We start from the raw sequence: 13,895 nt of genomic DNA, 5'->3' as shown, positions 1-13,895 counted from the left end.
CCACCGTCGAAAGGCACTCGTATGCAGTTTCTCCGCACCGACCGGCACGGTTCCGTGCAGACGATCTGGTTGGACAACCCGCCCTACAACTTCCTCACCGATGCCGTGATGGCCGAATTGCTCGAGCTACTTCGTGTCGTCGACCGCGACGACGACGTCCGTGCGGTCGTGCTCACCAGCGCCGTCGACGGTGTCTTCGTCAGCCACTACTCGGTGTCGGAGATATTGGACGGGGTCGAAGCCGCCCCGGTGACACTGAACCCGCGGACGGCGGGCGCCGCGCTGCGGATGAGCACCCTGGCCGACCATGTGCCCGGTGGGCAGGCGGGTTTGGCTCTGGCCGGAGCAGGCGGCGTCGCGAACCTGCGCCGCTACCATGAGGTCTGCCAGTTGATGCGCGAGTCCAGCACCGTGTTCATCGCAGCGCTCAACGGCCGCGCGCTGGGTGGGGGTTGCGAGTTGTCCCTGGCCTGCGACCTGCGCCTGATGGCCGATGGTCCGTTCGAAATCGGCCAGCCCGAGATCTTGGTCGGCATCATTCCCGGCGGCGGCGGTACCCAGATGCTGACCCGGGTGCTTGGTGCCGGTCGCGCCATGGAGTTGTGCCTCGAAGGCGCTCCGATCAGTCCGAGACGGGCGTTGGAGATCGGACTGGTGCACCGGGTGGTAGCTCCCGACGACCTGCTCGCCGAGGCGCAGTCGACCGCAGCCCGGCTGGCCAAGCGCTCCCCCACCGCCGTCCGCGGCATCAAACATGCCATTTACCACGGTGGTTCGACGTCTCTGGAGAAGGGCCTGCATATCGAACGCGCCCAGTTCCTGACCGCGGCGTCCACACCGTCGGCCAAGCGAGCCATGGCCGCCTACCTCGCCGACGTCGAGTCCACCATCGACGAAGGCCGCGACATGTCCGACTTCGTCGCGGACAATCTGCCGGGCTGGATCGACGGAACCAAGGTGGAGTTCACCGAGTAGGTTCCGGCAACGTTTTCGCGGCAAACCTGAGTAGTTCAAGTGTTGGTCATTCCGGCACCGGACTCTGGCGGTACGGTTCTCGGCTCCGATGTCGTTATCCAGTAAGAGGAGTTCGAGCAGATGGATGGCCGGCACGAGGGCATCAGCCGACGTAGTGCGCTGTTCGCGGCCGGAGCCGCGATCGCGTACTCCGCGCTGGAACAGCCGGGGCGGGCGGGCACCATCACGCGGGGTTCGTACACCGGCCCCACGGACTCCGGACAGCGGGCTGACCTGGCCGAACAGGCGATCGTGCAGCGGCATGTGCGCCCGCTCTGGGGGCTGCCGCAGCGGAAGCTGGGTGCGCTGGTCTGGCCGGCTTCGGCGACGGAACAGTCGTTCGGGCGCTGGTGCTACTGGTGGCAGGCTCAGCTGCTCGACTGTGCGGTGGATGCCGCGTCCCGCGCCCGCACCCCGGAACGCGTCGACCGGGTCGTCGCACTCGCACGCGGTATCCGAACCCGCAATATCACCGGCTGGACCAACCGGTACTACGACGATATGGGGTGGCTGGCGCTGGCGCTCGACCGCGCCGACCGGCTGCTCGACATCCGGTTCGGCAACGCCGTCGAGGAGTTGCGGGCGGAGTTGATCGACGGCTGGAACCCGGCCGTCGGTGCGGTGCCATGGCGCTTCGGCGACGACTACTACAACACCCCCTCGATCGGCCCGACCGGTATCGCGTGGGCTCGGCTGGGCGAGCTTTCCCGCGCCGGGGACCTCGCCGACTTCCTGCACACCCGTCTGCGCGACCCGCACAGCGGCTTGATCCTCGACGGTGTCCACGAGCCCGGCGGGAGGGTGAACCGGACCGTCCACACCTACTGCCAGGGCGTGACCATCGGGCTGGAAGCCGAATTGGCGCTGCGCACAGGCGAATCGAGCCACCGCGACCGGGCGGCCGCGCTCGTCGCCGCGGTCGCGGAGGAGCTCACCGACGCCGGGGTGATCGCAGCGACCGCCGGGGGCGATTCCGGGCTGTTCATGGGTATCCTCGCGCGGTATCTCGCCGAAGCCGCACTGTCCCTGGGCGACACCACCGCCGCGGACATCGTGCACGCGTCCGCGCGGGCAGCCTGGGAACACCGCGCCGAGGTGGACGGGCTACCGCTGTTCGGTACCGACTGGACCCGTGCTGTCACGGTCCGGGAGTATCCGGGCACCTTTCTCCCGCTCGCGGACTCGTCCGCCGAGTCGTCGGTGAACCTGAGCCGCGATCTCTCGGTGCAGTTGAGCGGGTGGATGCTGCTCGAAGCGGACCACCGGCTCACCGCCGCGGGACGGTGAGCGCACGCGGCTACCTGTCAGATCCCCACTCGGCTCGCTGTCGGGCGCAGCCGCAGCACGATCAGGCCGGTCAGCAGCAGCACGGCCAGTGAGTCGAACACCGTGCTGAACACCGGTGCGTCCGGCCGGGTGGTCGAATCCGTCAGCGTCAGTACCAGATTCGTCGTCTTGGTGGTGATCGCGGCCAGCGCCACCGGCACCTGAACCGCGGGGACGAACGCCGCCCAGACCAGCGCGGCGCCAAGGACCAGTTGCATCACGCCGCGGTGCCGCAGCAGGGCCTCCTCCATCGGGGCCAGCTGCGTCAGTCCGTAGTACTCCAGGGCGGTCGGCGTAACGAGTGCCAGCACCGGCGTCATGGTGATCAGGCCAAGGACCACGAGGGCGACCTTGACGACTCTGGCATCGGGCATATCGAGCTCCAATCATCAGCAGTACTGACGATCAGCGTACGTGACTAAGATGGGCTGATGCGAGAGACGACGGCAGTGGAACAGATCACCCAGGCGCCGATCTTCATGCTGTTCCGGGTCGGCGATGCGGCCCGCGATGCCGTGGAGCGGTCGCTGGACCGTTACGGTCTGCGCGGCAAGGACTTCCGTGTGCTGTCCTACGCCAGTACGGGCGTGTTCTCCCAGCAGGATCTGGCCCGGGTCACCGGCCTCGACCGCACGACCATGGTCGCCGTGATCGACCGTTTGGAGCGCACGGGCATGGCGGCCCGCGAGCGTGGCGACGACCGGCGCACACACGTCGTGACGCCGACCCCGAAGGGCTTACGCACGCTGAAAGAGGCTTTCGCCGAACTGGAACAGGTCCAGGACGAATTCCTCGCCGCCTTGAGCCCGTCGGGCAAACGCGCCATGGAAACGGCGCTGACCCGGCTGTTCACCGCGCATGACCCCTCGTGCCACCCCAGCGACGAAACCTGATGCGCCAGGGGGACGTGAGAATCAGCGCACGGGCTGCAGAACGTTCAGGATCGGGTCGTAAGCCCAGTTCAGCATCCGCTCGGCGTCTTCTTTCGCTGTGACACTGCTGTGGGGTGAGCTGTGCAGCACCACACCGATCAGGGGAATTCCCGCCCGGACCGTCTCGAACAGCAGGCAGTGTCCCGCGGCGTCGGTGTTCCCGGTTTTGATGCCGAGGGTGCCGGGATATTCGAGCAGCAGCCGGTTCGTCGAATTCCAGTGGTGCTCACGGTTACCCGGTCCGGCGGGAACGTGAAAGGTCCGCGAACCGACGATGTCACGGAACACCGGCAGGCTCATCGCCCGCATGCCCAGCGCCACGAGATCCACCGGTGTGGAATAGGTGGAGTTGTCGGTCGGGTTCGGCAATCCGCTGGGGTCGGTGAAATGTGATCCCGCCAGGCCCATGAAACGCGCGGTGTCGTTCATCCTGGCGAGGAAACCATCCTGGCCGGGCCCGTAGGCCTCGGCCAGCGCATAGGCGGCGTCGCAGCCGGAAGGCAGCAGCAGCGCGTACAGGAGCTGCCGTGCGGTGAGCACCTCGCCGGGCGCCAGCCCCGCCGTGCTCCCGTTGTGCCTGCCGCAGTAGCCCACGACTTCCTGCGGCACGGTCACCGCCCGCTCGAGATCACCGGCGACGATCACGACCAGCGCCGTCATCACCTTCGTGATGCTGGCGATCGGAACCGGAGTGTGCGCCTCCCGCGACCACACCACCGTTCCGGTGATCCCGTCCGCCAGCGCCGCCCCCGTCGCCTGCACCCCCTCCGGCCCGTGCACAGGCCAGGGCAGCAGCTGCGCCTGGCCGGCACTTCCGGTGGGCACCGCGGCCGCGACACCGGGCCCTGCCGCGACAACCAGAACCCCGGCGACTACAGCGTGCAACATCCCGGCAAATGTCCGCATGGCGACATTCTGGCGCACAACTCGACCGACAAGTGGGATTTCACCGCCGCTATTTCGCCCCACGTTTCCGTCAGGACCAGGGCGACGCATTTCCATGAGTGGCGTTCATTCGGTGCCACCCAGGATCGCTCGCAAGCGCTCGGTGTCGGCCGGGGTCCAGCCTGCCGGTGACAGTATCGCGGCCCAGGCGTCGGCGATGTCGGCGTGGAAGGTGTGGCCGTGTCCGTCGGGCACATCGGTCGAGACCGCCATGTCGGCCGACACCTGCAGGAACGTCACCACCGGAATCCAGCGCGTGCTCGGCAGGACATCGCGACCGCGCTCCTCCCTGAGCCAGTCGGGTTTCTGGAACAGCAGCCGCGGTGTCCACCAGGTGATCGGGTCGGAGGCGTGCTGAAGGTAGACCACTTTGGGGGTTCCCCACGCACTGTCGGGGCGGGCGAGATCCGGTGCGCCGGCGATGAATCGCACGGTGTGCCCGTCACGGTAGATCGGCAGCCATTGCGGTGAGCCGGGGTCGCGGCGCGCGGTGGCGTCACGCCACACGGGGTTGGTCGCGGTGGGACCGACGAACAGGACGCCGTCGGTGCGGGCGGCCATGTCCTGGATCCCGGCGAACGCGGCCTCGCCGCCGAAGGAGCCGAGGCTCTCGCCGAAGACGACCAGTTTCGGCCGACGATCCTCGGGCAGGGTGTCCCACTCGGCGTGTACCGCCTCGAACAAGGCCTGACCGGCCTGCCTGGCCCGTTCCTGGTCGACGACGAACGACAGCCAACTCGGCAGGTAGGAGTACTGCATGCTCACCAGGGCGCTGTCACCGTTGGCCAGATACTCCAGTGCCGACGCGGTCGACTCGTTGATCCAGCCGGTTCCGGTCGTGGTCGCCACACCGAGCACAGCCCGGTCGAATCCGCCGGCTCGCCGCAACTCCGCCACCGCGAGATCGGCTTCGGCCCTGATGTTCTCGGCGGAATCGAGTCCGGTGTAGACGCGGATCGGTTCCCGCGCCGGCTTGCCGCTGAACACCGTCAGGTCGCGTGCGGTCGGTCCGTTGGCGACGAAGATCCGGCCCTGCCGACCGAGCGAGTCCCAGCTCACGAGTGATCCGGGACCGCCGGAGCGTTCCGGAATGACGGGTTCTTCGGTATCCGGCGAATCCTCTTGATTGACAGCCTTGAACGTCTCGTTGAGTACCGACATCCCCACATCGGCCACGACGCCGTTGATCACCGCGACAGCAACCACCGCCACGACAACACCGCCGAGCACAGCGGCGACGCGAGTGGGCAGCACCCGCCCCAGTAGCCCACCGACCCAGCGCGACAGCGCCCAGCACAGTCGCGACACCGCGAGCAACACCGCGAACACCACGGCGCTGATCGCCACGATGATCGGGTAGGCGTGCCAGGCAAGGCCACTCACCCCCATGAGCGAACGCAGATCGCTCTGCCAATCGGCGTACCAGGCCAGGACGGTCACCGTGCCGAGTGCCGCGACGATTCCCAATCCCCACCGGACCACCGTTGGCGTCGGCCCCGGCTCTCGTTGCACCATCCACCGCATCAGCGCGGCGACCGCGAGGCCGAGTCCGTAGCCGAAGGCCGCCGCCGCGCCGGTGACGACTCCCTGGAACAGCGGCCCCCGTGGCAGCAGCGATGGGGTGAGCGACAGCCACACCAGTACCAGCGCGCCGATCGCACCGCCCAGGTGGAAACCCCGGCGCCGGAACGCGGGCGCCGGGTCGCCGCCCTCTGGATCGAGCCCGCGCGTGGAATTCATCTGTCCCCCTGTGACTCGCAATTACGTGCCGAGGAAAATTCGCACCCATCCCGGGTGGTCGACGACGTCGACGTCGAACACCTGCACGGTGACCTCGACCGGCCGCCCGGTCGCCGGGTCGCGGAGTCGAATCGGCGACAACCCCGTCGAAAACGTCACCTCACCTTCGCGCCACAGCCCGCAGAACTCCGGGTACATCCCCAGCTCGCCGAGCAGGCGCTCCGGCCATCCGGCCTGACCGACTGCGCCGATTCGCCCGCGCAGTCCGCTCACCGACATCCGCGCGACGTCGTCCCAGTTCACGACAACCTGCCGGGCCAGCCGGTCACCGAACAACCAGTGCAGCCCGTTGCCACCTTCGCGTAGTCCCGGCAGCATCGTGCGTGCGGCCGTGTTGAGCGCCAGGATATTGCCGCGGGAGTCGAAGTATCCCGCCATCCCGCCACGGTGCGCGTCGAGACTGCGGAGCGCATCGTCGCCGATGCCCGCACGCAACTGGCCGATCGTCGGAGTCGCCGCGATCGGTATCCCCGCCAGGTCGAACAGATGCCTGCGCTCGGTCACCCGCAGCGTCCGGGCCCGATCCAGGCAGTCCGCCAATGCCTCGACGACCGCGCGCGCCGGATGATCCCGGTCGCCCCACTCCAGATGAGTCACGTAGCTCACGCTGACTCCCGCCGACATCGCCAGCCGCTCGCGCGACATTCGGCGATCATCGCGCAACCAGCGCAGGAAACTGCCGAATGTCGGGGGCGCCAACCGCACCGCATCGCCGGACCTGGTCAGCTGCTTCACCGCACTCACTTCCGTCAGGGCCTTGGCCGCACCCCTGCACGATAGCGATCGCAGCACGCCGCAAGCCGGGAAACACGCAGCGATGTGCTGCGCGCCTACACGAAACAAGCCATGCTCCGCGTTCTGGCCGGCGGCATTCTCCGCGGCGAGGGTGCGACATCACCGGATCGACGACAGCTCGCTTTCAGCAACAATGATGTCGCCCCGCCTTGACACCCGGCGGTCGGCGAGGTCGCCACGAGACCCGTCGCGATCACCGATGCGGACTTCCCCGCGGCGTGATCACACGGGGCTGTCGGCAGGAACCTTCGCTGCGGTGATCTGGGTCAGCAGGCATCGCCATCCGCCGTCGTCGTGGATGAAGGCGTCGGTGGTCCATTCGTCGGCGTCGAACCGCGTACCCCGGTAATGGGCGGTGTTGACGACACGGGTCGTCAGCAGCGCGACCCGGTCGTAGTGGCGGATTCGCGCAGCGCCGACGCGCGCCATCGCCGAGTGCGTGAGGTCGCCCGACCGGACGAATGCCAGGAACTGCGCCGCGGTGGTGACGCCGTTCTCGGACACCATCACCCACTCGTCGGTCATGAACGAGCCGATGCGGTCCGCGTCGTTGGCGACGATCGCGGCCTGCCACTCGTCGAGCACGGCGAGGAGTTGGTCGTCGACCGATTGTCCGGTGCCGGACTGTGTTGCTGTCATGGTCCGACGGTAGGCCGGGCAACCCCCGGTGGTCTTGGACGAATGGAACGATCGCCGGATGCTCACGCTCTGTCCGACTCTTTCGGCCGAAAAGGGTCAACAGTACGATCGATCTCGAGCCCCACCATCGCACGAGTTCGGCATGCTGCGAGGAAAGGCCGAGGCCATGACGACAAAGACTTGCGATGTGTGCATTGTGGGGGCGGGAATCACCGGGCTGAATGCCTTGTGGGTCGCCGGCCGGTATCTCGCACGTAATCAAAAGGTCGTCTTGGTCGACAGCAGAAAACGGGTTGGGGGGATGTGGACCGACACCTATCCCTACGTGCGATTGCACCAGCCGCACGGCCTGTTCACCGCCGGCAATATCAGGTGGACCCTCGGCCGGGAACGCTCGTACCTGGCGACGAAACCCGAGGTGCTCGATCACCTCGAATATTGCCTCGACACGATCGAACAGCGCGTCCAGGTCGACAAACTCTTCGGATGGACCATGGTCGCGCACGACGAAACCGCGGGCATCGTCCGGATCACCTGCGAGTCCGCGGACGGCGCGACCGTGGTGGTCGAGGCCGAGCGGCTGATCAAAGCGTATGGGTTCCGCATCGCACCGAATGAGCCGTTCGATGTCTCCAGCACGCGGGTGCGGTCGGTATCGCCCGACTTCTGCGATCTCCACGGCGACGACCTGCGAGGCAGTGACGCGCCGGTATGGATTATCGGTGGTGGCAAGACTGCCATGGACACCGCGCTCGAACTCATCACGCGGTACCCCGGCCGCGAGGTGAATCTCGTAGCCGGGGTCGGGACGTTCTTCCAGAGCCGCGATCGGTTGTTTCCTCCCGGTGCCCGAAGGTGGTGGGCTGGTGAACTTTCCAGCAGTCTCCTCAGAGAAACCAGCCGCCGTTTCGACGGAACCAACGAGGCCGACGTGTGGGACTGGCACCGCACGACATACGGCACCTGGGTTACCCCGGAGACGGGCAGCTTCCTGCTGGGAATTCTCTCGGAATCGGAGAATGCGACGATCGCCGCGGGATTGCGCCGGGTGGTGATGGACTACCTCGTCGATGCCGTCGACGACAACGATGTGACACGACTGGTCTTTCGCAGCGGTGCGACGACCACCATCCCGCCGGGCAGCTGGATGGTGAACTGCACCGGTTACGTCTTGCGGCACGACTACCCCTACGAGCCCTACGTCTCCGGCAGCGGAGCGGTCCTGTCGATACAGCCCCGGTCTGCCACCTTGTACCTGACCTCGATGATCGGCTACTTCCTGACCCACCTGATGTTCCTGGACCGGCTCAGCGACACCCCACTCTACGAACTCGACGTGCCGGAACTGCTGAGCAAGTCCAGAACCGTTGTCCCGTATACGCTGTTCGCACTCACCCTGTACAACGCCGGCATCATCTACGACAACGTTCCGCTCGCGGTATTTCGCGATTTCGGACTCGACTTCGATCGCTGGTATCCCTTGCCACGCCGCATGGCGGCCATGACGCGGTTCGCGCTCACGCACCGTCGCGACCGCGAACACCTGCGTCGCACCCTGGACACCGTTCGCGACCGGTTCGATGTCCGCTGCGGTCCCCTGGCACGGGAGGCCCGACACGGCGACACGACCGAGGTGGCGGACCAAGGGACCGGCAGCACCGTGTAAAACTGGACATATGCCGCATACCAGTCCCGTTACCGCTTGGAAGACACTCCGCGACGGAAACGATCGCTTCGTCGAAGGCAGACTGCAGCACCCCAATCAGGGCGCAGCCGACCGTGCCGAACTGACCGCTGGGCAGCATCCGTCGGCGATCCTGTTCGGCTGTGGTGACTCCCGGGTCGCCGCCGAGATCATCTTCGACCGCGGCCTCGGCGACATGTTCGTCGTCCGCACCGCCGGTCACGTCGTCGACGGTTCCGTGCTCGGATCGATCGAGTACGGCGTCGACGTGCTGGGCGTGTCGCTGATCGTCGTTCTCGGCCACGACAGCTGCGGCGCCGTCCGCGCGACGATCGACGCCCTGGATTCCGGCGCCGTGCCCGGCGGGTTCATCCGCAGCATCGTGGAGCGGGTCACCCCCTCGATCCTGCTCGGCCGCCGCGAGGGACTCAGCACCGTCGACGAGCTCGAGGCCCGGCACGTGGAGGAGACAGCGATGCTGCTCACCCAGCGGTCGAGCAGCATCGCCGAGAAGATCGAAGCGGGCGAGCTCGCCATCGCGTGCGTCACCTACAACCTGTCCGACGGACGCGCCCAGTTGCACCGCGTCATCGGGAACATCGGCGAACTCGAGTAGCCGGTACACCGCCGCGAGGGACCGACCTTCGCGGCGGTGATGTCCGGACCGGTCAGGCGCGGGTAAGCGCGCCCCCGTACTCCGACCGCGCGAATCTGACCGCGGGCTGGAACCGGGCCAGTACCTCGCCCGCGGGCAGCCCGGTGACCTCCTCGATATAGGCGCCCGCCTGCTCGACGGTCTCGATGCCGAGGAACGGCTGCGGATGGTGCAGCAACCCCACCAGCGCGCTCGCGAACCGCGGCTCCACCGCCCCGGCGGCGAAGAACTGCCCGCCGATGTCGGCGAACTCCGGATCGCCGAGGAACAGCCGGGTCACCTTCGCGGCGGCATCGCTGCGCGCGGCGAGGAATTCGGCATAGCGGGCGGCGATCCAGGTCTCGTCGAAGGCGCCGTCGTGCACCGCGGCCGCGGCGACCAGCCGCTGCGCCTGGACCAGCCCGCTCTGCGCGCCCTGCCCCGCGATCGGGTCGTAGGCGACGGAGGTGTCGCCCAGCGAAGCCACCGGATGACCGCTCGCGGTGGTGCCGACGCCCGCACGAACCACCGGCCGGACGGCACCCTTCAGCCACGAGTGCGGGTCGTCCTCGATCACCTGGGTGGCCAGGACTTCCGGCAGATCCCAGTCGATGTAGTCGCGGTACAGCTCGGTGACGATACGGTGCGCCGAGGCCGCCGAATCGGCCGCGCCGAAGCGCCGTTCCCAGTCGCTGCCCGGCCGGGCCCAGCCGAGGAATGCCCAGCTCGGACCCGCGTCCTTGTGCAGGTAGGGCCCCCACCAGCCCTCGCCCTGATCGGCGAAGATGGAGAATCCGCTGTGCGCGCCGCCCGCCGGACTGCGGTGGGCGAACACGCTCGGGTCGTGGCCGAGTCCCGTCACCGTGACGGTGAGCAGCGAGCGTTGCGGCGCGTCGTAGACAGTGCGGGCGGTGTCGATCGGGAACAGGTCGGACAGGCCACCGCGACCGGTCGCGACGAGGGTCAGATCGTGCCGGCCTGCGATGCCGTCGAGGGTTTCCGGGGTGACCTGCTCGACGGCGAAGCGGCCACCGCGCTCGCGGAAGGCGGTGAGCCGCTCGTCTGCCTTGAGCCTGGTGTCGACCGCGACGCCGACGTAGCCGTCGAACACGCCGTCGAAGGCGATGAGTTCGTTGCGGTCGGGGTCGGCGATGCGGACGCTGAGCCCGGTGTGGCGGGGTGCCCTCGCGGTGTAGGGGTCGAGGCCGAGGGCCAGCTCGGCCTGCTGTGCCACACCGAATTCCAGGGCGGTGCCGGTGGCGGGGACGTCGTTGCGCAGGGCAGGCTGATCGCGGTCGCTGTAGAGCGTGACCTCGAACCCGGCGTCGAGCAGACCTAGCGCCGCGGTGACGCCGGTCTGTCCGGCGCCGACGATCGCGGCCGAACGCGGGGAACGTGAAGCGGTATTGTGCGATGTCATATCGGAATGATGCTCGATTCCGCGCCGCCGCAGCAGGATTGCGATCAGCGGGAATCGATGGCCGCGACCGTACCCGGCCGGGACTCCGATTCCGGCAGGGCGGTCGAATTCCGGCCGCCCACGCGGTAACTCGCCCCGCGATGGCCGTCCGGGAGCCGGTCCCCCGCTCCGAACAGCGCGTGCCGCAGCGTGCCCCGCTCGTATTCGGTGGCATAGACACCGCGCGCGGTCAGCACCGGAACCACGTGCCGCACAATGTCTTCGAATGTGCCCGGCGTAATCGCGTAGGCCAGGTTGAACCCGTCCAGATCGGTCTCGTCCACCCATTCCTGGAGCTGGTCGGCGACGGTCTCCCCCGAGCCGACGAACACCGGGCCCATGCCGCCGATACCGGCCCAGCGGCCGATGTCGCGCACGGTCCATGCGCGACCGTCGTCGTCGAATTCCTGGAACGCGGCCACCGCCGATTGGATGGCGTTGCTGTGCACCTCGCCGATGGGGTCGTCGAGGTCGTAGCGCGACAGGTCGATGCCCATCCAGCCGGACATGAACACCAGCCCGCCCTCCACGCTCGCGTAGGACAGGTACTCCGCGTGTTTGGCGCGCGCGGCCTCGTCGGTGGCATCGGTGACGATGGTGGCCAGCGCGTAGATCCGGGCCGAGTAGCGGTCACGGCCTGCCTCCTCGAGCGCAGCCCTGATCCGCGAAACAGTCTGGGCGAGCACGCGTTTCGACGGCGCGGCCACGAAGATGGCCTCGGCGTTCTCGGCGGCGAAGCGGACACCGCGCGGGGAGGCGCCCGCCTGGTAGATCACCGGGGTGCGCTGGGGCGACGGTTCGGACAGGTGGATGCCGGGCACGGTGAAATGCCGGCCGCGATGGCCGATGTGGTGCACCTTCGCCGGATCGACGTAGACGCCGCGCTCGGCGTCGCGCACCACGGCGTCGTCCTCCCACGAGCCCTCCCACAGCTTGTAGAGCACTTCGAGGTACTCGTCGGCCTGGTCGTAGCGGTCGTCGTGGTCGAGCTGGTCGTCGGCGCCGAGATTGCGGGCGGCCGAGGGCAGGTAGCCGGTCACCACGTTCCAGCCGATCCGGCCGTCGGTGAGGTGGTCGAGGGTGGACAGGCGCCGGGCGAACGGGAACGGATGCTCGAAACCGGTGCCGGTGGTGATGCCGAAGCCGAGGTGCTCGGTGACCGCGGCCATCGCCGTCACCAGCAGCAGCGGATCGGCCACCGGGACCTGCGCGCCCTGGCGTAGCGCGGCGATGTCGTTGCCGCCGTAAGCGTCGTAGATGCCGAGGACGTCGGCGATGAAGAGGCCGTCGAAGCGACCGCGTTCGAGCAGCTGCGCCAGCTCGGTCCAGTAGCTCAGCTCCTTGTAGCGGTGTGACTGGTCCTCGGGGTGGCGCCACAGCCCGGGCGACTGGTGGGCCACACAGTTCATGTCGAAGGCGTTGAACCGGATCCGGCGGGTCATCGCGCCTGCTCGCCGGCCGGAACCCGTTCGCCCGCACTCCAGCCGAACGGCAGGTCGGTGCCGTTGAGCAGGTGATCGCCCACCGCCCTTGCCTTCTGGATGGCGGGATTGTGCACGGAGATGGTGCGCGCGTTGCGCCAGTGCCGGTCCAGGCGAAGCCCTTCGGACACGATGGACGCGCCGCCCACTTCGAACAGCAGGCTCGTCGCGGGCAGCACGGTGTCGATCACCGCGAGCTGGGCTTGCGCGGCCGCGAGTTCCACCGCGGTGAGCGCGGTGTCGTCCTTGGCTTCGGCGGCGAGCACCTCGTCGAGGAGATCGGCCACCGCGAGCACGTTCGCACGGGCGGAGAACGCGGCCGCCGACAGCTTGCCGATCACCTGCTGCACGAGCGGATCGTGGCGGGGCAGGTCGGCGGCGGAGTGGGTGTAGCCGCGCGTGCGTCGCGAGACCCAGTCCCGCACATCGCTTTCGGCGCGCTGGGCGATACCGGCGAGCACCGCCAGCTGGACCAGCTGCAGATACGCGGTCGCGTAGGTGGGGCCGGATACGCCGTAGCCGGGGCCGAGGATCTGCTCCTCGGTGACCCGCACTGCGGTGAATTCCGTGGTGCCGCTGGCGGTGAGCCGCTGTCCGAAGCCGTCCCAGTCGTCGTGTTGCCGCACGCCCTCGGCGCGGGCGCCGACCAGGACGCCCACCCGCTCGCCGTCCCGGTCGGCGGCCACGAGGATGTGGTCGGCGTACAGGGAGCCGGTGCTGTAGACCTTGGTGCCGTCGAGCCGCCAGTGCTCGCCGTCGCGGGTGAGCCGGGTGCGGTACCGGTCGACCGCGCCGACGCCGGGTTCGGTGATGGCATTGCCCACCAGGGTCCCCCCGGTCACCGCGCGCAGCCACTGTTCCCGCGCCGGGCCCGGTGCGGCGAGCAGCTGGTCCTCGACGAAGGAGAAGTGCACGCGCAGGGCCTGCGGCAGGTTCGATTCGGCGGCGGCGAGGTCGATGAGCAGCCCGAACAGCTGGCGCACCGTCGCACCGTAGCCGCCGAACTCCACCGGAACGCGCAGCGCGCCGAACCGGGCAGCGCGCAGGGCGGCGATCTCGGTGTGGGCGAGTTCCCGGTCGGTTTCGCGGGCGACGGCGCCGGAGGCGATGCGGTCGAAGATCGGGCGGAAGGCGTCATCCAGTTCGGAATCGGCCGCGCGTTTCGTCTCGGTGGATGTCATGAACC

13 protein-coding genes are annotated in these 13,895 nt (G+C 68.3%); 5 read left to right on the top strand and 8 right to left on the bottom strand.

Going from position 1 to position 13,895, the window contains the following annotated elements; all coding sequences use genetic code 11:
* Positions 1-21 precede the first annotated feature (21 nt).
* Both ACWF82_RS07590 and ACWF82_RS07585 read left to right on the top strand, forming a co-directional pair.
* Complete coding sequence (locus ACWF82_RS07590) at positions 22-975, top strand: enoyl-CoA hydratase/isomerase family protein (RefSeq protein WP_452498993.1); 954 nt, start codon at positions 22-24, stop codon at positions 973-975.
* A gap of 120 nt (positions 976-1,095) precedes the next feature.
* The gene (locus tag ACWF82_RS07585; protein WP_452498991.1) at positions 1,096-2,301 is read left to right on the top strand and encodes a glycoside hydrolase family 76 protein; all 1,206 of its coding nucleotides are present in this window, start codon (positions 1,096-1,098) and stop codon (positions 2,299-2,301) included.
* A gap of 17 nt (positions 2,302-2,318) precedes the next feature.
* Here ACWF82_RS07585 and ACWF82_RS07580 read toward each other — a convergent pair whose 3' ends face one another.
* A complete protein-coding gene (locus ACWF82_RS07580; protein WP_452498989.1) occupies positions 2,319-2,714 on the bottom strand; it encodes a hypothetical protein in 396 nt (131 codons plus the stop codon).
* 57 nt (positions 2,715-2,771) lie between these two features.
* On the opposite strand from ACWF82_RS07580, the gene ACWF82_RS07575 reads away from it, so the two are divergent.
* Positions 2,772-3,233: a MarR family winged helix-turn-helix transcriptional regulator gene (locus tag ACWF82_RS07575; protein ID WP_452498987.1), complete on the top strand. Its 462-nt coding sequence runs from the start codon at positions 2,772-2,774 to the stop codon at positions 3,231-3,233.
* A 21-nt stretch (positions 3,234-3,254) separates the two neighbouring features.
* On the opposite strand, the gene ACWF82_RS07570 is transcribed toward ACWF82_RS07575, so the two are convergent.
* The 4 genes from ACWF82_RS07570 to ACWF82_RS07555 form a co-directional block, all read right to left on the bottom strand.
* Complete coding sequence (locus ACWF82_RS07570; RefSeq protein WP_452498985.1) at positions 3,255-4,160, bottom strand: D-alanyl-D-alanine carboxypeptidase family protein; 906 nt, start codon at positions 4,158-4,160, stop codon at positions 3,255-3,257.
* A gap of 123 nt (positions 4,161-4,283) precedes the next feature.
* The gene (locus ACWF82_RS07565; RefSeq protein ID WP_452498983.1) at positions 4,284-5,957 is read right to left on the bottom strand and encodes an alpha/beta hydrolase; all 1,674 of its coding nucleotides are present in this window, start codon (positions 5,955-5,957) and stop codon (positions 4,284-4,286) included.
* A gap of 21 nt (positions 5,958-5,978) precedes the next feature.
* The gene (locus tag ACWF82_RS07560; protein ID WP_452498981.1) at positions 5,979-6,761 is read right to left on the bottom strand and encodes an MmyB family transcriptional regulator; all 783 of its coding nucleotides are present in this window, start codon (positions 6,759-6,761) and stop codon (positions 5,979-5,981) included.
* 273 nt (positions 6,762-7,034) lie between these two features.
* Complete coding sequence (locus ACWF82_RS07555) at positions 7,035-7,451, bottom strand: nuclear transport factor 2 family protein (protein WP_452498979.1); 417 nt, start codon at positions 7,449-7,451, stop codon at positions 7,035-7,037.
* A 142-nt stretch (positions 7,452-7,593) separates the two neighbouring features.
* On the opposite strand from ACWF82_RS07555, the gene ACWF82_RS07550 reads away from it, so the two are divergent.
* Both ACWF82_RS07550 and ACWF82_RS07545 read left to right on the top strand, forming a co-directional pair.
* Positions 7,594-9,117: an FAD-dependent oxidoreductase gene (locus tag ACWF82_RS07550; protein WP_452499174.1), complete on the top strand. Its 1,524-nt coding sequence runs from the start codon at positions 7,594-7,596 to the stop codon at positions 9,115-9,117.
* Between the two features lie 10 nt (positions 9,118-9,127).
* The gene (locus tag ACWF82_RS07545; protein ID WP_452498977.1) at positions 9,128-9,751 is read left to right on the top strand and encodes a carbonic anhydrase; all 624 of its coding nucleotides are present in this window, start codon (positions 9,128-9,130) and stop codon (positions 9,749-9,751) included.
* A 52-nt stretch (positions 9,752-9,803) separates the two neighbouring features.
* Here ACWF82_RS07545 and ACWF82_RS07540 read toward each other — a convergent pair whose 3' ends face one another.
* From ACWF82_RS07540 to ACWF82_RS07530, 3 genes are read right to left on the bottom strand one after another with little or no spacing between them, the layout of a single operon-like run.
* Positions 9,804-11,189: a styrene monooxygenase/indole monooxygenase family protein gene (locus ACWF82_RS07540; protein WP_452498975.1), complete on the bottom strand. Its 1,386-nt coding sequence runs from the start codon at positions 11,187-11,189 to the stop codon at positions 9,804-9,806.
* Between the two features lie 44 nt (positions 11,190-11,233).
* A complete protein-coding gene (locus tag ACWF82_RS07535; RefSeq protein ID WP_452498973.1) occupies positions 11,234-12,670 on the bottom strand; it encodes an LLM class flavin-dependent oxidoreductase in 1,437 nt (478 codons plus the stop codon).
* Entirely contained in the window at positions 12,667-13,890 is a 1,224-nt protein-coding gene (locus tag ACWF82_RS07530) for an acyl-CoA dehydrogenase family protein (RefSeq protein ID WP_452498971.1), read from the bottom strand. Before ACWF82_RS07530 ends, ACWF82_RS07535 begins: the two co-directional genes overlap by 4 nt.
* Positions 13,891-13,895 lie beyond the last annotated feature (5 nt).

It is taken from the genome of Nocardia sp. NPDC055053, assembly GCF_053608285.1.
The sequence above is the reverse complement of the archived record's forward strand: the minus strand, read 5'-3'. Positions and strand labels throughout refer to the sequence as shown.